General features: G+C 35.1%; 17 protein-coding genes and 1 tRNA gene. 10 read left to right on the top strand and 8 right to left on the bottom strand.

The window, feature by feature from the left end:
- Window positions 1-21: 21 nt before the first annotated feature.
- The 8 genes from MTZ49_RS01125 (at window position 22) to MTZ49_RS01160 (ending at window position 8,368) form a co-directional block, all read left to right on the top strand.
- On the top strand, window positions 22-738 hold the full coding sequence (locus tag MTZ49_RS01125) for a dienelactone hydrolase family protein (RefSeq protein ID WP_264746586.1): 717 nt from the start codon (window positions 22-24) through the stop codon (window positions 736-738).
- A 166-nt stretch (window positions 739-904) separates the two neighbouring features.
- Window positions 905-994: transfer RNA gene (locus MTZ49_RS01130), tRNA-Ser, on the top strand.
- Between the two features lie 796 nt (window positions 995-1,790).
- The gene (locus MTZ49_RS01135; protein WP_264746587.1) at window positions 1,791-2,132 is read left to right on the top strand and encodes a hypothetical protein; all 342 of its coding nucleotides are present in this window, start codon (window positions 1,791-1,793) and stop codon (window positions 2,130-2,132) included.
- Complete coding sequence (locus tag MTZ49_RS01140) at window positions 2,114-2,644, top strand: hypothetical protein (protein ID WP_264746588.1); 531 nt, start codon at window positions 2,114-2,116, stop codon at window positions 2,642-2,644. The genes MTZ49_RS01135 and MTZ49_RS01140 overlap by 19 nt, the downstream gene beginning before the upstream one ends.
- Before the next feature lie 443 nt (window positions 2,645-3,087).
- Entirely contained in the window at window positions 3,088-4,968 is a 1,881-nt protein-coding gene (gss, locus tag MTZ49_RS01145) for a bifunctional glutathionylspermidine amidase/synthase (protein ID WP_264746589.1), read from the top strand.
- Between the two features lie 184 nt (window positions 4,969-5,152).
- Window positions 5,153-5,968: a cysteine peptidase family C39 domain-containing protein gene (locus MTZ49_RS01150; RefSeq protein WP_264746590.1), complete on the top strand. Its 816-nt coding sequence runs from the start codon at window positions 5,153-5,155 to the stop codon at window positions 5,966-5,968.
- Window positions 5,969-6,521: 553 nt separating this feature from the next.
- The gene (locus MTZ49_RS01155; protein ID WP_264746591.1) at window positions 6,522-6,956 is read left to right on the top strand and encodes a hypothetical protein; all 435 of its coding nucleotides are present in this window, start codon (window positions 6,522-6,524) and stop codon (window positions 6,954-6,956) included.
- Between the two features lie 59 nt (window positions 6,957-7,015).
- Window positions 7,016-8,368 carry an OprD family porin gene (locus tag MTZ49_RS01160; RefSeq protein WP_264746592.1) on the top strand — a complete coding sequence of 451 codons (1,353 nt, stop codon included), beginning with the start codon at window positions 7,016-7,018 and terminating at the stop codon, window positions 8,366-8,368.
- Window positions 8,369-8,492: 124 nt separating this feature from the next.
- On the opposite strand, the gene paaZ is transcribed toward MTZ49_RS01160, so the two are convergent.
- The 8 genes from paaZ to paaG all read right to left on the bottom strand — a co-directional run bounded on the left by paaZ (window position 8,493) and on the right by paaG (window position 16,750).
- Window positions 8,493-10,538: a phenylacetic acid degradation bifunctional protein PaaZ gene (gene paaZ / locus MTZ49_RS01165; RefSeq protein WP_264746593.1), complete on the bottom strand. Its 2,046-nt coding sequence runs from the start codon at window positions 10,536-10,538 to the stop codon at window positions 8,493-8,495.
- Between the two features lie 189 nt (window positions 10,539-10,727).
- Window positions 10,728-11,804, bottom strand: coding sequence for a 1,2-phenylacetyl-CoA epoxidase subunit PaaE (gene paaE / locus MTZ49_RS01170; RefSeq protein ID WP_264746594.1), 1,077 nt, complete (start codon window positions 11,802-11,804; stop codon window positions 10,728-10,730).
- Window positions 11,805-11,829: 25 nt separating this feature from the next.
- Complete coding sequence (gene paaD / locus MTZ49_RS01175; protein WP_264746595.1) at window positions 11,830-12,363, bottom strand: 1,2-phenylacetyl-CoA epoxidase subunit PaaD; 534 nt, start codon at window positions 12,361-12,363, stop codon at window positions 11,830-11,832.
- Window positions 12,350-13,108 (bottom strand): 1,2-phenylacetyl-CoA epoxidase subunit PaaC, encoded by a 759-nt coding sequence (gene paaC / locus MTZ49_RS01180; RefSeq protein WP_264746596.1) that lies wholly within the window; start codon window positions 13,106-13,108, stop codon window positions 12,350-12,352. Before paaC ends, paaD begins: the two co-directional genes overlap by 14 nt.
- Before the next feature lie 7 nt (window positions 13,109-13,115).
- On the bottom strand, window positions 13,116-13,397 hold the full coding sequence (gene paaB / locus MTZ49_RS01185; RefSeq protein ID WP_201093711.1) for a 1,2-phenylacetyl-CoA epoxidase subunit PaaB: 282 nt from the start codon (window positions 13,395-13,397) through the stop codon (window positions 13,116-13,118).
- Between the two features lie 14 nt (window positions 13,398-13,411).
- Window positions 13,412-14,410, bottom strand: a complete 999-nt coding sequence (paaA, locus tag MTZ49_RS01190; RefSeq protein WP_264746597.1) for a 1,2-phenylacetyl-CoA epoxidase subunit PaaA — start codon at window positions 14,408-14,410, stop codon at window positions 13,412-13,414.
- A 94-nt stretch (window positions 14,411-14,504) separates the two neighbouring features.
- On the bottom strand, window positions 14,505-15,806 hold the full coding sequence (paaK, locus tag MTZ49_RS01195; RefSeq protein WP_264746598.1) for a phenylacetate--CoA ligase PaaK: 1,302 nt from the start codon (window positions 15,804-15,806) through the stop codon (window positions 14,505-14,507).
- A gap of 152 nt (window positions 15,807-15,958) precedes the next feature.
- The gene (gene paaG / locus MTZ49_RS01200) at window positions 15,959-16,750 is read right to left on the bottom strand and encodes a 2-(1,2-epoxy-1,2-dihydrophenyl)acetyl-CoA isomerase PaaG (protein WP_264746599.1); all 792 of its coding nucleotides are present in this window, start codon (window positions 16,748-16,750) and stop codon (window positions 15,959-15,961) included.
- Window positions 16,751-17,109: 359 nt separating this feature from the next.
- On the opposite strand from paaG, the gene MTZ49_RS01205 reads away from it, so the two are divergent.
- Entirely contained in the window at window positions 17,110-17,706 is a 597-nt protein-coding gene (locus MTZ49_RS01205; protein ID WP_264746600.1) for a DapH/DapD/GlmU-related protein, read from the top strand.
- 68 nt (window positions 17,707-17,774) lie between these two features.
- Entirely contained in the window at window positions 17,775-18,704 is a 930-nt protein-coding gene (gene paaX / locus MTZ49_RS01210) for a phenylacetic acid degradation operon negative regulatory protein PaaX (RefSeq protein ID WP_264746601.1), read from the top strand.
- The last annotated feature ends 183 nt before the right edge of the window (window positions 18,705-18,887 follow it).

Raw genomic sequence — 18,887 nt, forward strand, 5'->3', positions numbered from 1 at the left:
AAACAACAAAAGGATTAAATAATGATTAGCCAAACTAATATTTCTTATCAATATAATAATCAAACATTTGAAGGTGTCTTAGTTTCTCCTAATAATGTTACCAATAAGCTTCCCGCACTACTTATGACGCCAAACTGGCTTGGTATAACTAAAGAAGCGATCGACCTAGCAACACAACAAGCCGAAAAAGGCTATATCGTATTTATTGTTGACCTCTATGGAAAAACTGTTCGTCCAGAAAATAGTCAACAAGCAAGCGAAGCAATGACGCCACTTAAAGAAAATCGTCAAGATCTGCGGCAACGTATGAACAAAGCACTGGATATATTATTAAAAGAAATCAATATAGATAAACAAAAAATCGCTGCTTTCGGTTTTTGCTTTGGTGGTTGTTGTGCCTTAGAGCTAGCTCGTAGTGGTGCAAATATAAAAGCGGCTATTTCCTTTCATGGCAACTTAGATACACCTAATACTAGAGATGCTCAAAATATTAAAAGCTCAATCCTAGTGCTTAATGGCGCTAATGACCCAATGATTCCTGATGATCAAATAACAGATTTCTTTAATGAAATGAAATCAGCACCCGCTGTAGATTGGCAATTTATCAACTATGGTGGTGCAGTTCATGGTTTTACTGATGTAACTGCTAATGATCCTGAAGTAAAACAATATAATGCAAAAGTTTCTAAGCGAGCTTTCAACGCTATGAATACACTGCTTGATGAATTGTTTAAATAATTAAATAGCAGGGATTTAATACTAACTCCCTGCTATCTATTGTTAAAAAACTCATTAAATTATTTAATTTATCAAGAAGCTTAAAAAGTCTTTGATTTTCTGTAATGATTCCGTTAAATTAGCCCACCTTAAAAAGCTAATCAGTGTATAATTAGCTTCCCAAATTGGTTAGATGTCCGAGCGGTTGAAGGAGCACGCCTGGAAAGCGTGTATACGAGAAATCGTATCGAGGGTTCGAATCCCTCTCTAACCGCCAGTTATTCAAGAATTTTTTAACACCTTTCAACATAAAAACCTTAAATACCAATAAATACAAAAGAATATTTAAACACGTTTAAACAGCTATAAACGTATGTAGCATTGATTTTTTTTGTACACCATTGTGTATACTAGCTAAAAACCCACAAACTGATGCACAAGACAATCACAGAGTTAAACGATAAAACGTTCAGAAATGAAGTGTTATGCTTGCTTCACTAAAACCAGAAAAAAAAGAGTACCGTGAAAATTATGGTACTGATGGTATCTACTTTGCTGTTAAACCTAATGGCTCTAAAAGATAGATTTTCAGGTACAAAGATTCTAATGGTAGTTGGCGCTGAGCTGGCTTAGGTATTTACCCTGCTACTACTGCAAATATAGCTAGAGATAAGGATCAGACATTTATTAAAGACTTACAAAAAGAAGATACTCGCCTTGTCAATAAAAAGGAAAGTGAGAAAAAGGATGCTACAGTAACAGGTATTTTTGAATTATTCTATCAAAAATAGAAACTTAATAAGGTTTTGCAAAAATAACTTAATGATGCAATGGTATAACGACTATTTAACTGCCCTTGAGTAAGGAATGACTGAACTGCAAAGCAAACAATTTGCTGCCCAAGTAAATAAAGTTATTGATTATGATGATAATTAACCATCAAAAATCTTTTACATATCCTCTAATTTCATCATGAGTTTTTATAATCACTAATATGATAATTATATGTTTTTGTTAGATTGTTAATAAGCCTAATATTTCATTCATATAAATAAGATATTTAAGGATGAAATATGGCTACAGTCAATTGTAAACCAGTACATAATTTAAAGTTTGGCTCTACTAGCGCAAATGGTATAAAAAATATCCAACATATTTTAGATGATAGTAAAATAGTATCAGGTCTTTTAATGGCTGGAACGTTCCATTTAATTTTTACTAGATCGAATGCCACTTGGCAAGTTGGATTAAATGTTGGTATGTCTGACTGGGAAGGTCTAGCCAAAGCAGCTGGCGACTGGAATGCTGTTGTTAAAGCCTTAGTAATCAGGGAGGCAAGAAACTTAGAGCTATTAACAAACGGGCAAGAACAGGTATTTTGGGGAGAATTGGTAAGATGCTTAGAACAATATTAATTTCTGCTTTATCTGTCTTGTTTATTACCCAAGCCTCTGCTTATGACTTATTAAGCCAAACTGAAAGAGAAACAGAGTTAAAGAAGATAGCGAAGCAAAATGTAGACATGGCTAAAGAAAACTATCTAAATAAATTCTATGAATGTTTTCAAGAGGGAGAAATAAATAAAATTGGTGTGTCTTTTCTCACTGATAAAGGTTTGACAATGGAAGAATCTAAAATAGCATTACTTTATTTATCTTCTAAGAACTATAAATCATGTGTTGGTGAAACAGCCAATCAGTATTCTATAGCTGTAAATCTTGCTCGCTATTTTAATGTTGAAGGATATTCGTTAAAGGATGATCCAGAACTGGGTAACTCTATATCACTTGCAGACTCATTAGCTATTGATGAAATGAAATACAGTGTAGACTATTTTAAAATTAGTGAAAACAAACGAAAAGCAATAGAAAGTGATCCATCACTTCAAAAAGTATTTGGCATTAAAAGCCCAATCTCTAAAAATTAAAAGGTATAGCAATGGTTTGTACGGAAAAAATCATCTTTGATTTTGAATAAGATTTTGCCTCTAGAAAGAGGCATTTTATTATGGCATTACTGGCCAGTTTATATTATTAGGATAATCAAGCTGGCTTTCTATTCTATTGTGTAATACTCTATCGCCAAATATACAAAGCCAATAAAATAAAAACAATACCTTATTATTTTACTACTACACTATTTAAGCTAAGTTAATACTACTTTTCTTTAAAAAATTACTCTTCCTTATAACTAATACCGTTCTTATCTTGAACTCAAAATCACTTAAGTTATCAAATAAAGTAGCATTTTTTCTATTATTAGAATGTTAATGGTACGTATTTTTATAATACTCTTATCCACCTAGAGATCGCTCATTGATTGGTTTATGATATAGCGCTTTGATAGGTAATTATTACAAGGTCAAATATTATGTCAGTAGAGATGACAAAGAAAAGTGAACCTTTTGGCACACTATTAGGATATGCTCCTGGTGGTGTTGCTATTTACTCATCAGATTACGCGACAGCGAATCCAAAGGACTATCCTGATACCTCCTCTTTTCGTAGTTATCTTGGGCATGAGTACATGGGGTATAAATGGCAATGTGTAGAGTTTGCCCGACGTTTTCTTTACCTTAATTATGGCGTTGTTTTCACTGATGTAGGCAATGCCTATGAGATCTTTTCACTACGTTTTTTACGTCAAGTCGTCAATGATGCTATCTTACCACTACAAGCTTTTGCCAATGGTAGTAAGCGTCCTCCTGTTGCTGGTTCCTTACTTATTTGGCAAGAAGGCGGCGAGTTTAAAGGCACTGGTCATGTTGCCATTATCACAGAGGTATTAGAGTCCAAAGTAAGGATTGTTGAGCAAAATGTTATACATACTCGCTTACCCGCAGGACAACAATGGACACGGGAGCTGCCATTACTTATTAGTGATAATGGTTATACTCTGCAAGATACCTTTAATGATACCCATATTCTAGGTTGGATGACTCAAACAGAAGATACTCAATATAGTTTACCTCAGCCTATTACTGCTCCTGAATACTTAACAATTCACAGTAACCGCTTAACAGAACATGGTCAATTTAATGGTGAATGGCTTAATGAAAACGATCCATTAGAACATGCTTATATTACTGCCAATGGACATACCATTAATAGTGATGATCCCTATCAATACTTCACCATATCTAAAAGTGCAGAGCAAGAGCTGGTTCGTGCAACCAATGAATTGCATTTAATGTATCTACACGCAACCGATAAGGTATTAAAAGAAGATCAGTTACTCGAACACTTTAATATTCCCAGTATCCTGTGGCCTCGCTTACGACTTTCTTGGAAAAATCGCCGTTATCAGACCATTACTGGTCGGCTAGATCTTTGTATGGATGAACGTGGTTTAAAAGCCTATGAATACAATGCAGACTCAGCTTCTTGCCATACAGAGGCTGGCTATATTTTACAGAAATGGGCAGAACAAGGGGGATTAACCCAAGGAAAAAACCCAGCAGAGGATTTACTTGATTCCTTGAGTGAAGCATGGAAACACAGTGATGCTAAGCCGTTTGTGCATATTATGCAAGATAATGATATTGAAGAAAATTATCATGCCCTATTTATACAACGAGCCTTATCTCAAGCAGGCTATGAAAGTAAAATTTTGCATGGTTTAGATGACCTACATTGGGATAAACGTGGTCGCTTAGTAGATGATGAAGATCATCCCGTAAAATGTGTGTGGAAAACATGGGCATGGGAAACAGTATTAGAGCAATTACGCCAAGAAAGTGAAGACCAAGTAATTGCACCTCCTATTCGTACAGGTCATCCTGAAAACCATGTCCGTCTTATTGATGTATTATTACGCCCTGAAGTACTTGTATTTGAGCCATTATGGACAGTGATTCCTAGTAATAAAGCTATTTTGCCTGTGCTTTGGTCATTATTTCCTAATCATCGCTATCTACTGGAATCTACCTTTGAATTAAACAACCACTTAACAGAAAATGGCTATGCGATTAAACCCATCGCAGGGCGTTGTGGTAGCAATATTGAGCTGGTTAATCATAATGAACAGGTATTGGATAAAACCACAGGAAAGTTTGCTGAACAAGAAAATATCTATCAGCAACTTTGGTGTTTACCACAAATAGCCAATCGTTATGTACAAATAAGCACCTTTGCTGTTGGTGGACATTATGGAGGAGCGTGCTTACGCTCTGATCGCTCGCTAGTGATCAAAGGAGCCAGTGATATGCAACCATTACGAGTTATAGAGGATAAAGCATTTATTACCCCCTAATGTTAGCTTATGATAAAATCCATCCTATCAATTGATAGGATAGATAAATTAGTTACTTAATACAATATCTCTGATCTTATCAACAGCAACCAAACTGTCAGGTAGGTATGATAATCAATTTAAATGATGGAATATTAATTCTCACTATTAGTCATGCGATAAAGCACCTAAGTAAAATTATATTATGATATTTAATCCTAACTTTATTTTAAGTTTATTACTTGGTTTGTTGTTATTTTTTACTTCAACAAAAATAGCTAAATTAATAGCTAAACCAAAAAACAAAATAATTTTTCTTGTGATTAGTTTTATTCTGGCATTAATCAGTCTAAGTATTCCTGCTGCTTACCTATCAGATCTTATTGGGGCAAATCCTATATATGCTCAGTTTCGGGCCTATCCGTATATAGAGTTATTGGTTATATTAGCTGCTCCTTTTATAGGTGTGTTTAATGCTTGGTTTGCAGATAAAAAAATATCTTTAAGTCTAAATCGTATTCTTACAGGCTTGTGTCTAACTGCTATGCTAGTCTATATCAGCCTACCTTTTATAAAACCATTAATAAAACCTCTACAAAATAACCTTACAAATAAATGGCAGGACAATGTTGCTATACAGACTACGCCTGCAACCTGTGGTCCATCTTCACTGGCTACTATATTCAAATACTATGGTAAAGATGATACTGAAGCCAATATTGCTAAACAGGTATTTACCTCTGCAACAGGAACAGAGAATTGGTATTTAGCTCGTTATGCCCATAGCCAAGGTTTTGATTATCAGTTTTTACATATAGAGGATTTAGTAAGCGTTCCCACACCAGCTATCATTGGTGTACGGTTAAATAACTTTGGTCACTTTATCACTTTGCTTAGTTATCAAAACAGTGTTTATGAAATTGCTGATCCTCTAACAGGGAAGGCTCTATTCACTCAAGAACAGTTTGAACATAAATATCATTACACAGGATTCGTACTTTATATAAAACGATCTGATTAACCCAACTTTTGTTTTAGGATTAAACTAATCAATTCTTATTAAACCACTTATCAAAAAAATATAGATAATATTAGCTTTAACTATATTAGTTGCAATGGCAATTAAAAGTTTAAATTTTACTGAAGCTTGGACTATCGAAAATAGTATAAAAAGCAAGGCTACCCAAATCGTTTTGCTATAGAAAAATCAACATTCAAAATTCATACTTCCACTGGAAAAATAGAATTTATTCAAGGTCTCAACCACTCCACCGGCAAAAACATGAGTATCTATCCAGAAATAAAAGTACCTTGCTTTGATCCTAATGAATTAAAAAAATCAGAGTAGAACTACCATCACAACTAAATTAGAACCAACTATGTCCAATAGCAAAGGTGTAGTTTATAAATAAACTTCTGATATTTATAATTTATCCTTTAAAATACTTCTAGCTAATCAATACTTATGACCATTCATAACAAATCAAATATATAATTTTTTCTATTTGTCATTATTTTGTAATAAAAATCTGTCACTTTAATGGAATTGATAAAGATGAACATTGGAGTGTTAAATGAATTCAATCAAATATACTTACAGCATTTGTTTTTGTATGTTTGCATTAATTTTTTTTATTACTAGTCCTAGAGTATTTGCTAAAGAACATACCAAAGAATACTCTACCATCATGACAGAACATAATTTTGCCAACATTAATCCCCTGTCATTTAAACGAATATATCTTGCCAAACTTATTAATAAAAATAAAATTAAAAATATTTGGAAAGTAGACTATTTCAAATCATTAAACATCCATAATATTCATCAACTTTCTCAAGAAAAACCTTGTGAAGCGATATTCAAACTTTCCTTCTTCACTATATCCAATATCAATATTTCTGATTTAAATCATATTACTGTAGAAAATGATAAAAATTTGCCATTTTTTGATAGTGAAAATTTCAATAAAGCAGATTATAACAATATTATCTTATTAAAAAAGGCATAACTATTTAAATGTCTAGCACTCTATACTTTTTTTAAAACATTAGCGATTAGGGGATTTTCATGATTAACAAACCAACTAAAATAGCCATTATTATTTCAGCATTATCTTTTATTCCCATAGTAAATGCTGCTGAAACAAAAGATGATGCTAAAAAAAGCATTTTTAATGAAAGTGCTCAAGCATCAGCTAAGGGTTTTATAGAGGGCAGCAAATTAGATGTTTTAACACGTAGTTTTTACATGAATCGAGATTATAGAAACTCGAGTCGAAATGGCCACGGTTCTAAAAAAGCACAAAGCTATCAAGAAGAGTGGGGACTAGGCTTTATTGGTACCTATAACTCAGGATATACCGAAGGAACAGTAGGGTTCGGGGTTGATGCTATCGGTATGTATGCTTGGCGACTCGACTCAGGCAAAGGCAGAGCTGGTAGCCACTTATTTCCACGTGATAGTAATGGTAGACCTGAAAAAGATTTTGGTAGAGCAGGCGTTGCCGCCAAGGCAAGAATCTCAAATACCACCTTCAAATATGGTGAACAGTTTGTTAGCACTCCTGTATTCGATACTAATGATGGTCGTTTACTACCCGAATCCGCTACTGGCCTATTGATTGAAAGTAATGAGATAAAAAAACTTCAACTAACGCTTGGTCATTTTACTGCACTTTCATCGCGTAACCAAAGTGGCTATGATTCGCAAAGCAATGGCTTCTTAAGCTATAAACAACATAACGGTAAAGGTCTAAAAGAAATCTACTTTGGTGGTGTTACCTACCAATTCACCAATGACTTATCCGCTAGTGTTTTCGCCTCTGATGTTAAAGACTTCTGGAAAAAACAATACGCCAACATAGGCTACAACATACCTATAGCTGATAATCAAAATATAAAATTCAATTTTGATTACTACCGTGTAAAAGCCCAAGGTGATATGAAAGATGTCTATAAAATAGATTCTGATACATGGTCATTAACGGGTGCTTATACTATTAGTGCCCATACATTCTTACTGGGTTACCAAAGCTCCTCAGGTAAAGGGGGTATGCCTTATGGTGTTGATGGTAAAGACGCAATTTATTTAGGTAACTCTATTCAAGTATCTGACTTCAACAATGAAGGTGAGAGATCTTGGCAAGCAGCCTATACTATCAAATTTGATGATTATGGTATTCCAGGTTTAAGTATTACTAACAAATACGTTAATGGCCGACACATCGCCAACTCATGGACAAATTATGGAAATGGCAAGGGTAAAGAATGGGAATATAATCTAGATGCTAAATACACCATACAAAGTGGACCAGCAAAAGATTTAAGTTTCCGTGTACGTCATGCTACTTATCGTTCATCTGCATTAGATGATCGTAATGAAGTACGTTTAATTGTGCAATATCCTTTAAGTATTCTATAAATATCTTTAATGTGTGAGATAACTAAAATTATCTCACACTACTTTGTTAATCTTGTTCGTTTATTGTTTAACAGCTATGCTCACTACAATATCTAATTTAGATTGTAGTGGGCAATGTTATACACTACTCTTTCTTGCTTACCAGCGTTAAAATATCATAGCTAGCAACTAACTCATCATTTTGATTAGTTACTTGCACATCCCAAGCTACTACACCCTGCCCTGTACCATCAGGTGATGTTTTACCTTGATCTATTTTACGTTTACAGGTTAAGCGTGCTTGAATCGTATCACCAATACCAACAGGATTAACGAAGCGTAGATTATCCAAACCATAATTAGCTAATACTGGCCCTGGGGCTGCTGATACGAATAACCCAGCAGCAGCGGATAAGACAAAATAACCATGCGCTATTCGTTTACCAAACAGTGAGTCTTTAGCGGCGATTTCATCGAAATGCATATAAAAATGATCACCCGATAAACAGCCAAAGTTCACAAGATCAGCTTCTGTTACTGTTCTACGATGAGTTAATAATGACTCACCTATCTGTAAATCTTCAAAATAATGACGGAAAGGATGAGTAGGTGTTTCAATAATCTCTGAGCCTCTTACATACTCTTTGGTAATAGCGGCCAACATAGTAGGTGAACCTTGGATAGCTGTACGCTGTAAATAATGTTTAACTGCGCGTAATCCACCTAATTCTTCGCCACCACCAGCACGCCCTGGACCACCATGTTTCAATATGGACAAAGGAGAACCATGTCCTGTAGATTCGAGAGCCGCCTCTTTATCCAATACTAATATACGTCCATTCCAACGAGCAGCAGTAGGTATAGCTTGAGCTGCAAGACTTGGCTTTTTAGTCGTTAATGTGCTCACTAAACTACCTTTACCATAAGAGGCAATAGCAACAGCCTCTTCAATATCACCAGAATAAGCAATTAAGGTGCTGACAGGTCCAAATGCCTCTATTGAATGAACACTTGCGTCAGCAGCCGACTGCTTACTTAATAATAAAGTCGGTTGTAAGAAAGCACCCTCTTTCAGATTATTACCTACAGGTGCAAAATCAGCACTCTCTCCATAAATTAATTCACTGTTTTTTAATAACTTAGCAATATGCTGTTCAACATCTTGCTTTTGCTCTAAAGAAGCAACTGCCCCCATTTTAACGCCTTCAACAGCAGGGTCACCCACTGTAACTTTAGCTAATCGATCTTTAATGCGTTCCGCCACCTCATCAATATACTGTTTTGGTACAATAATACGACGAATAGCTGTACATTTCTGACCAGCCTTCACGGTCATTTCACGCACGACTTCTTTAACAAAAATATCAAACTCAGCATCATTAGGTGATATATCAGAAGCGAGAATAGCCGCATTTAACGAATCGGCTTCAGCATTAAAAGGAATTGAACGACTAATTAAATGGATATTACTACGTAACTTATTGGCTGTTGACGCAGATCCTGTAAAAGTCACCACATCTTGTTCAGTTAAAATATCTAATAAATCGCCTGTAGAACCTATAATTAATTGTAAGCTACCTGTAGGTAAAATATCAGATTTATCTATTAACTTAACTAATGCTTCTGTTAAATAACAGGTTGAAGTAGCTGGTTTAGCAATACAAGGCATACCTGCTAAAAAGTTAGGGGCAAATTTTTCTAATAATCCCCATACTGGAAAATTAAACGCATTAATATGTACAGCTACACCAGAACGCGGTACTAAAATATGGGTTCCTGCAAAATGATTTTCTTTACCTAATGGGATTACAGGGCCTTCGTGCAATACATTACCTGATGGCAACTCTCTTCGCCCAATACTCGCATAGGCAAAAAGAGTAGCTATTCCACCTTCAATATCAATCCAACTATCATTTCGAGTAGCACCTGAATAATAAGAAATTTTATATAATTCTTCTTTGTGTTTATTAAGGTAAACGGCTAATGCTTTTAGCTGTGCAGCACGTTGTTGAAAGTCAAATTTTCGTAAGGAACATTGTCCTTGTTTATAAGCATAGTCTAATGCTTCATTAAAATCTAAAGATTCTGCATGAGTGTAACCAATAATACTACCATTAATAGCACTGGTTAACGCTTGCGATGTTTGTTGTCCAACCCATTGTCCAGCAATAAAACTTTGTATGACAGACATTAGTAATTTCTCCCAACCACCTACACACAAAGGTGTTAAGGTTTAATTAAATTCTATTTAGATGTGATTCTAGAGTTTAAATTGGAGCAATTAACATTACTCCATTTTATATTTACTTTAACTTTTCTTTATTAGTTGTTGTTTTAAGAAGCTGATATAAGTAATTTTTAATAACTATAAAATAAAAACTTATAGATCATAATCTAAAACAACTTTATCACTCAGTGGGTAACACTGGCAGGACAACACATAACCTGCAGCCACCTCGTAATCTTCTAAGGCAAAGTTATTATCCATTTCAACTTCACCTTCCACCACTTTTGCTCTACAAGTTGAACAAACACCTGCTTTACAAGAGAAAGGTAGATCAGCACCCTGTTTATTTGCTGCTTCTAAAATACTCTCAGTATTTCTTGGCAAGTCAATAGTTTGACTACGTCCATCAACGACTACAGTAACCTGACTAGTTTGCTTATCAGTACCTTTAACTGTAGTACGCTCCCTCATTTTTTGCTGAGGCGCTGAGGTTGCAAATAACTCAAAGTGGATGTGTTCTTTACTCATACCACCATCAAGTAATTGCTGTTTAACAATCTCTGTCATTTCCTGTGGACCACAGATAAATGCAGCCGTGGTATTAGCTAAATCAATCCAGCGAGAGAAGAATGTTTGACACTTTTCGGCATCAACATGTCCATTATAAAGATCAATATCTTGAGGTTCTCGACTAAATATAAAGATAAGATTTAAACGTTCTAAGTAAGTATTTTTTAAATCTTCTAACTGTTCTCTAAAAATAGTATTAGGTGTAGAGCGATTACCATAAACTAGTGTAAAGGTACTTTTTGGCTCTGCCTCTAAAGTAGATTTAATAATTGATAAAATAGGTGTAATTCCACTACCCGCAGCTACCGCCAAGTAATTAGCTGCACGATTAACATCTAATTCAATATAGAAGTTACCATCTGGCGGCATTACTTCTAAACTTTCACCTACTTTAAGTTGCTCATTGGCATAAGTAGAAAACAAACCATCGGCTACTTTCTTAACAGCAACCCGTAGTTCATTATCATAAAGACCACTACAAATAGAGTAAGAGCGTCTTACATCTTCACCATTAATATCTTTTTTTAACACAAGATATTGACCTGGATTAAAACGAAAATCGTTTGCTAAATCTGCTGGAACACCAAAAGCAATTGATACAGTATCACGTGTTTCTGGACGTATATCCGTGATAGTTAATTGATGGAACTGCTTTTTCATTATTATTCTCCGTTTATTCTTTTCATCAAATGCACTTAAAATAATCAAATGGTTCAGCGCATTCATTACAACGATAAAGTGCTTTACAAGCAGTAGAACCAAACTGGCTAATAACCTCAGTATGTGTACTACCACACTGCGGACATCTAACTACTGGTTCATTATGGGTAAGACTCCCCTTATTAGGGCTATCAACAGGTGGGGCAATACCAAAAGCCTCCAGTTTTTCGCGCCCTCGTGTAGTAATCCATGCGGTAGTCCATGCAGGGCTCAATTGACGCTCTAATTTAGGATTAATAAATCCTGCCTTTTCCAAAGCATCTCTGATTTCTTCTTCTATAAAATCAGTAGCAGGACAACCAGAGTAAGTAGGTGTTACTCCCACCAATAGATGCCCCTGTTGCCAATCAACATTACGAATGATCCCTAGATCAACTACACTTACTACAGGTACTTCTGGATCCATAACCTGCTCTAAAATCTTCCATGCACGCTCGATGTCTGCAGGAGACCCTATACGGGCTCCTGAGTCACCTGCAATCAAATTACCATACTGCATCTGGATAGGCTCTTGGTAAAAACTGCATTTCAGCTAGGATGATACCCAATAACTCTGTATGCATACCCTTACTACCATCTAAATAAATATACTTAGCGGGTTCTGGTACTTTAATATCCACACTGGTGAATACATCTGTAACCGTTTTACGCCAATTACTAGCCACTTGCTGAGGATCTTCTATAACACCTTCTGCAAATAACTGTTTGATGGTTTCATTTGGATGCTCTAATTCATAAGTAAAACGCCATAATTCATTAATTGCAGCTAATAGCCGTTTTCTACTTTCCTCAGTACCATCTGCAAAACGTTTTATCCATTCAGTAGAACGACGTAGATGATAACTCACCTCTTTTAATGCTTTAGCAGCAATGGCTACTATTCTTTCATCTTTACTATTAGTTAAACTTTGTAAAGTATGATAATGCCAAACATCATAGAAGAATAATTTACAGGTAGTCACTGCATAATCACCATTATGCTGTTCCACTAACAATAAATTACGGTAAGCTCTTTCATCACGACGATAAGCTAAATCATCAGCGCAACGTCCATCATTCACAACTTCTGCTGCATAATCCATCCAATTTCTTGCTTGACCTACTAAGTCTAAACCAAGGTTCATTAGCGCAATTTCTTCTTCTAATGCTGGCGCTCTGCCACACAACTCACAAAGTCGCTGCCCTGTGATTAATGCACTATCACCTAAGTGCAGTAAATAATTCACTAAAATATCTTTTGACATAACTACCTCACATTTGTCCAACTTCTTTAGGTAGCTCGTAAAAGCTAGCATGGCGATATACTTTATCTTCTGATGGATCAAATAATGCTTCTTTTTCATCAGGTGAAGAGGCTGTAATATCAGTAGATGGAACAACCCAAATACTTACCCCTTCGTTACGACGGGTATATAAATCACGCGCACTTTCGATAGCCATACGCCCATCCGCGGCATGAATACTGCCTACGTGTTTGTGATTAAGACCATGTTTACTACGTACAAATACTTCGTATAAAGTCCACTCTGACATTGTTATTCTCCTAATTAGGCAACTTGATTTTTATTTTTCATGTTTTGTTTTGCAGCATAAGCTACGGCTGCTTCACGAACCCAAGCACCGTCGTCAATAGCTTTACGTCTTGTTGTAATACGCTCATAGTTACAAGGCCCATTGCCTTTAATTACTTCATAAAACTCATCCCACTTGATTTCACCAAAATCATAATGACTACGTTCTTCATTCCATTTCAACTCTGGATCAGGTGCTGTACAGCCTAGAAACTCTAGTTGTGGTACAGTTTGATCAATAAATTGTTGGCGTAAGTCATCATTACTTTTACGTTTAATTTTCCATGCCATTGATTGAGCACTATTAGGTGAGTCATGATCACTAGGACCAAACATCATTAAAGACGGCCACCAAAGACGGTTAATAGCATCCTGCACCATTTCTTTTTGAGCAGCATTACCTTGTTGCATCATGGTTAATAAAATTTCATAACCTTGACGTTGATGGAAGCTCTCCTCCTTACAAATACGAATCATCGCTCTAGAATAAGGACCATAAGAAGTACGTTGTAAGGCTACTTGGTTAACAATAGCAGCTCCATCAACCAACCAACCGACAGCACCTACATCAGCCCAATTCAATGTAGGGTAATTAAAGATACTTGAATACTTAGCTTTACCTGCATGTAGTTTGGCCACTTCCTCATCACGATCAGCACCTAATGTTTCCATCGCACTGTACAAGTATAAACCATGCCCAGACTCATCTTGAATCTTTGCCATTAACTGTAATTTGCGTTTAAAAGAAGGGGCACGAGTTACCCAGTTTCCCTCAGGCAACATACCCACTACTTCTGAATGAGCATGTTGTGATATTTGACGTATAAGTGTTTTTCTATATGCCTCAGGCATCCAATTTTTAGGTTCTATCTTAATTTCTTCATCAATACGTATTTGAAAAGCTTTTTCTTCATCAGACATTTCTTCAAAAGTTTTGATACGCTTTACACCTGTCTCGACTAGTTGTGCATACATGGGATGTCTCCTTTCTTATTTTTGTTTGCCTAAATATGATACATTATTTTTTATTAAATTAAACAAAAAGTATCATATTAAGACTTTTTTATATTTAGGACGCCTTACGTTGGTCAAAAACCCTAGCAGCCTTACCCTCTGATCGTTTAATACTATAACAAGGTCTTACTATAATCTCCGCATTAATACCTATATAGTTTTTAAAGTGCTTTGACAGCTCTTGAAGTGCTCTATTTTTTACATCATCAGATAAACCTTGATAATCAGCTTTAAACTCTACATGGAGGCTTAAACTATCTAGATTACCTCTACGAGTTAAATGTATTTCGTATGTTTCAGAAAGCTGTGGTACTTTTAATACAAGCTCTTCAATTTGGGTTGGATACACATTAATACCACGGATAATCATCATATCATCGCTACGTGCAGTGATTCGCTCTAAACGACGCATAGGGCGAGCAGTACCAGGTAATAATCGCGTTAAATCACGGGTACGATAACGAATAATAGGCAATGCTTCTTTTTGTAAACCTGTTAAAACCAACTCCCCAATTTCACCATCAGGTAATACTTCTAAAGTAACAGGATCAATAATTTCAGGATAATAATAATCTTCCCAAATGGTTGGGCCATCTTTAGTTTCAATACACTCCATCGCAACGCCTGGTCCCATCATTTCTGATAAACCATAAATATCCAATGCATTAATACCAAGACGTCTCTCAATAGCTTGACGCAAATCACCAGTCCAAGGTTCAGCACCAAAAATTCCTACGCGTAGATTAATCTCCTCTGCCGATATACCTTGCTTCTCTAATTCATCTGCTATATTGAGCATATATGAAGGGGTAACCATAATAATATCTGGCTTTAAATCTAGAATAAGTTGAACCTGCTTTTCGGTTTGACCACCAGACATAGGAATGACAGCACAGCCTAAGCGTTCTGCGCCATAGTGAACACCCAGACCACCTGTAAATAAGCCATAACCATAAGAAACCTGTACTTTATCACCAGGTTTACCGCCAGCCGCACGAATAGAACGTGCTACTACATTGGCCCATGCATCAATATCATTTTGTGTGTATCCTACTACTGTTGGTTTTCCTGTTGTACCACTAGAAGCATGTAATCGAACGATTTTATTCATAGGTACTGCAAACATATTAAACGGATAGTTATCACGTAAATCTGTTTTAACGGTGAAAGGGAATTTACTTAAATCCTCTAGAGAATTTAATTCGTCTGGATGAACACCTTGCTCTTCAAATTTTTGACGATAAAAAGGAACATTATCATAAGCATATTTAACACTTTGTTTTAAACGTTCAATTTGTAGCCCACGCAACTCATCAATACTGGCTGTTTCAATTGGATCTAATTGTACTTTTTGCATAATCACACACTCTCTATTGTACTTGTTTTCAGTGAAACTAATTTAGTTTTAAAATTTATTATTGTTATTTTTACAATTTATTCAAAAGTAATAGTTAATAAATGATCACTTAATTAATTCATACAAATCCTCCCATTAGCTAATAAATACTATTACTTACCTTTAAATGCTGGTGCACGTTTTTCTATAAATGCAGCAACACCTTCTTTATAATCTTCACTACGTCCTGCTAGACGTTGTAAATCACGTTCAATATTAAGTTGTTGCTCTAATGTATTATCAAAACTTACATTCAATGCTTGTTTTGTTAAAGCTAAACCATAGGTAGGCTGAGCAGCGAAATGACTAGCTAATTTATCCGTTTCTTCAACTAACTTATCATCATCCACACATTGCCAAATCAATCCCCAATCAGCAGCCTGTTCTGCAGATAACTTATTACCTAACAAAGTTAATGCTTTTGCCCTCGCCAACCCAATTAAACGAGGTAATATCCATGTACCACCAGAATCTGGAATTAAACCTATTTTCACAAAGGCTTGAATAAAGCTAGCTGATTTTGCAGCAATAACAATATCACAAGCTAATGGAATATTAGCGCCAGCGCCAGCCGCTACACCATTAACAGCGCAAATAGTTGGTATCGCTAAATCTTGTAATTGTAAAATCAATGGATTATAAAATTGCTCTATTGAGTAACCTAAATTTGGCATCTCTGAACTTGCTTTGACATTACGATCACTTAAATCTTGTCCTGCACAAAAGCCACGTCCAGCACCAGTTAACACTAAAACTCGTACTTGCTCGTTACACTGTATTTCATCTAAAACCTGTTTAACTTCTTTATGCATAGCTTCATTAAAACTATTTAGCTGTTTTGGACGATTTAATGTTAGCTTTGCAATGCCATTCTCAAGGCTAAAAATAATATGCTCAAAAGACATGCTGATCACCCTCTTATTAATAAAGTTTTTATTGTTTTAATACTAATAGCTGTTAACAGATTACAGTTTATACTAGCTTTTTTATTATTTAAATAAATTCATATATCCAGATCACCAAATAAGATACAAAATATTTAAAACAATCATTAAAAATGTATTATATTTTTATTTATAATCACTGTTTATAGTAAAAAATGATTATATGCAAATCCTACAAAAGAATGTATTAATAATAATTATAGTTTATAAAATAAAATCTTTTACAAACATAAAAATATATTACATATTTTTTATATTATTTATTTTTAAATATCATATATTATATATTTCTCTCATTAACATTTTAAAATAAGAATATTATGACTTGCTATCGATATCAAAATCTTACTCCAGTAGTACATCCAACTGCCTATGTTCATCCAACTGCTGTATTAATTGGTGATGTTATTGTTGAAGCAGGATGTTATATAGGCCCTCTTGCTTGCTTACGCGGTGACTTTGGTCGCCTTATTTTACGAGAAGGCAGTAATTTCCAAGATACCTGTGTTATGCATGGTTTTCCTGGTGCAGAAACAATCGTTGAAAAAAATGGTCATATTGGTCATGGTGCTGTATTACATGGCTGTATCATTGGCGAAGATTGTTTAGTGGGTATGAATGCAGTTGTAATGGATGGTGCACATATTGCACCACGTTGCATTGTCGCTGCTACATCCTTTGTTAAGGCAGGTTTTAGTTGTGAAGAACAGTCGATGATTATGGGTACCCCTGCTGAAGTTAAACGCAAATTAATGGATAAAGAACTGGCTTGGAAACAACGAGGTACTAAGGAATATCAAGCGCTTGCTAAACATTGCCTCATCAATATGGAAATTTGTGAACCATTATCCGCAATAGAGGAAAATAGACCTTTAACAGCTGAAGATCCATTATTAAAGCCCAAATTTCTTTCCTAAATAAAAACTGATATAGTCATTAGTTTTCAACTTACTTATTTTCCAATAACTTATTCTATTACTTAATCATGACAACATTAGCTACACTTAACCAACTTATTGAAAACTACCAACAACAAGTAACAATAAGAGCTAGTTCACTTATTATCACTCTGTTTGGAGATGTGATAGAACCTCATGGTGGTAGTATTTGGTTAGGTAGTTTAATCCAAGCATTACAACCTTTAGGTATTAATGAACGATTAGTAAGAACTTCAATTTTTCGACTAACCCAAGATAATTGGCTAACTAATGATAAAATAGGCAGAAAAAGCTATTATGCTTTAACAAATTACGGACGTAGTTGTTTTGAAAAAGCATTTAAACGAGTCTACTCTCCCAACCCAGCATCATGGAATGGCACGTGGTGTATAATAATATCCTCACAACTTCCAACAGAAAAACGAAAAATAGTTCGTGAAAAATTAGAATGGTTAGGCTTTGCATTATTAGCTCCTAACACTATGGGTAGTCCACAATATGATCGCACTGATATTTTCACTACCCTACAAGAGTTAGATGTTTTAGAAGATTGCATTATCTTCTTTACTACACCACAAGAAATACTGGCTTCTATAGCGTTAAGACAACAAGTCACTGAAAGTTGGAATATTGATTTGCTAAAACAAGGATATCAAACTTTTGTGCAATCATTTCGCCCTCTTTTACAAGAGTTATCTTTAGCAAAAATTATAAAACCTAGTGATGCTTTCTTAATAAGATTACTGCTTATCCATGAGTATCGAAAATTACAGTTACGTGATCCTCAACTACCTGATGAGTTATTACCAAATGATTGGGAAGGGAGAGCAGCTAGACAATTATGTCGTAATATCTATCGTCTAATATCCTCTTCAGCAGAAAAATGGATTAATCAAAATCTAGAAAATGCAGACGGATTGCTTGCAGAGGCAAATAGAAGTTTCTATCAACGTTTTGGCGGTATTGATCAATCTTAATAATGATGACTGTTTAACTTTCATAACAAAAGAAGGACGAAATTATGCAAATCAATGAATTAAAAGCAGGAGATATTTTATTATTCTCTGCTGAGAAAGGTAGCTTTATTTCTTGAGCCATAACTTTTCTTACTATTGATGTATATAAGCAGAACAATCACGACTATTACGTTCATACAATAC

Source organism: Entomomonas sp. E2T0 (genome assembly GCF_025985425.1).
In the GTDB taxonomy this organism is placed as follows: Bacteria; Pseudomonadota; Gammaproteobacteria; order Pseudomonadales; family Pseudomonadaceae; genus Entomomonas.

Excerpts from the sequence above, each read along its gene's own strand:
- MTZ49_RS01125 (WP_264746586.1), top strand. The coding sequence starts at position 22 with ATGATTAGCCAAACTAATATTTCTTATCAATATAATAATCAAACATTT.
- MTZ49_RS01135 (WP_264746587.1), top strand. The coding sequence starts at position 1,791 with ATGGCTACAGTCAATTGTAAACCAGTACATAATTTAAAGTTTGGCTCT.
- MTZ49_RS01140 (WP_264746588.1), top strand. The coding sequence starts at position 2,114 with ATGCTTAGAACAATATTAATTTCTGCTTTATCTGTCTTGTTTATTACC.
- gss (WP_264746589.1), top strand. The coding sequence starts at position 3,088 with ATGTCAGTAGAGATGACAAAGAAAAGTGAACCTTTTGGCACACTATTA.
- MTZ49_RS01150 (WP_264746590.1), top strand. The coding sequence starts at position 5,153 with ATGATATTTAATCCTAACTTTATTTTAAGTTTATTACTTGGTTTGTTG.
- MTZ49_RS01155 (WP_264746591.1), top strand. The coding sequence starts at position 6,522 with ATGAATTCAATCAAATATACTTACAGCATTTGTTTTTGTATGTTTGCA.
- MTZ49_RS01160 (WP_264746592.1), top strand. The coding sequence starts at position 7,016 with ATGATTAACAAACCAACTAAAATAGCCATTATTATTTCAGCATTATCT.
- paaZ (WP_264746593.1), bottom strand. The coding sequence starts at position 10,538 with ATGTCTGTCATACAAAGTTTTATTGCTGGACAATGGGTTGGACAACAA.
- paaE (WP_264746594.1), bottom strand. The coding sequence starts at position 11,804 with ATGAAAAAGCAGTTCCATCAATTAACTATCACGGATATACGTCCAGAA.
- paaD (WP_264746595.1), bottom strand. The coding sequence starts at position 12,363 with ATGCAGTATGGTAATTTGATTGCAGGTGACTCAGGAGCCCGTATAGGG.
- paaC (WP_264746596.1), bottom strand. The coding sequence starts at position 13,108 with ATGTCAAAAGATATTTTAGTGAATTATTTACTGCACTTAGGTGATAGT.
- paaB (WP_201093711.1), bottom strand. The coding sequence starts at position 13,397 with ATGTCAGAGTGGACTTTATACGAAGTATTTGTACGTAGTAAACATGGT.
- paaA (WP_264746597.1), bottom strand. The coding sequence starts at position 14,410 with ATGTATGCACAACTAGTCGAGACAGGTGTAAAGCGTATCAAAACTTTT.
- paaK (WP_264746598.1), bottom strand. The coding sequence starts at position 15,806 with ATGCAAAAAGTACAATTAGATCCAATTGAAACAGCCAGTATTGATGAG.
- paaG (WP_264746599.1), bottom strand. The coding sequence starts at position 16,750 with ATGTCTTTTGAGCATATTATTTTTAGCCTTGAGAATGGCATTGCAAAG.
- MTZ49_RS01205 (WP_264746600.1), top strand. The coding sequence starts at position 17,110 with ATGACTTGCTATCGATATCAAAATCTTACTCCAGTAGTACATCCAACT.
- paaX (WP_264746601.1), top strand. The coding sequence starts at position 17,775 with ATGACAACATTAGCTACACTTAACCAACTTATTGAAAACTACCAACAA.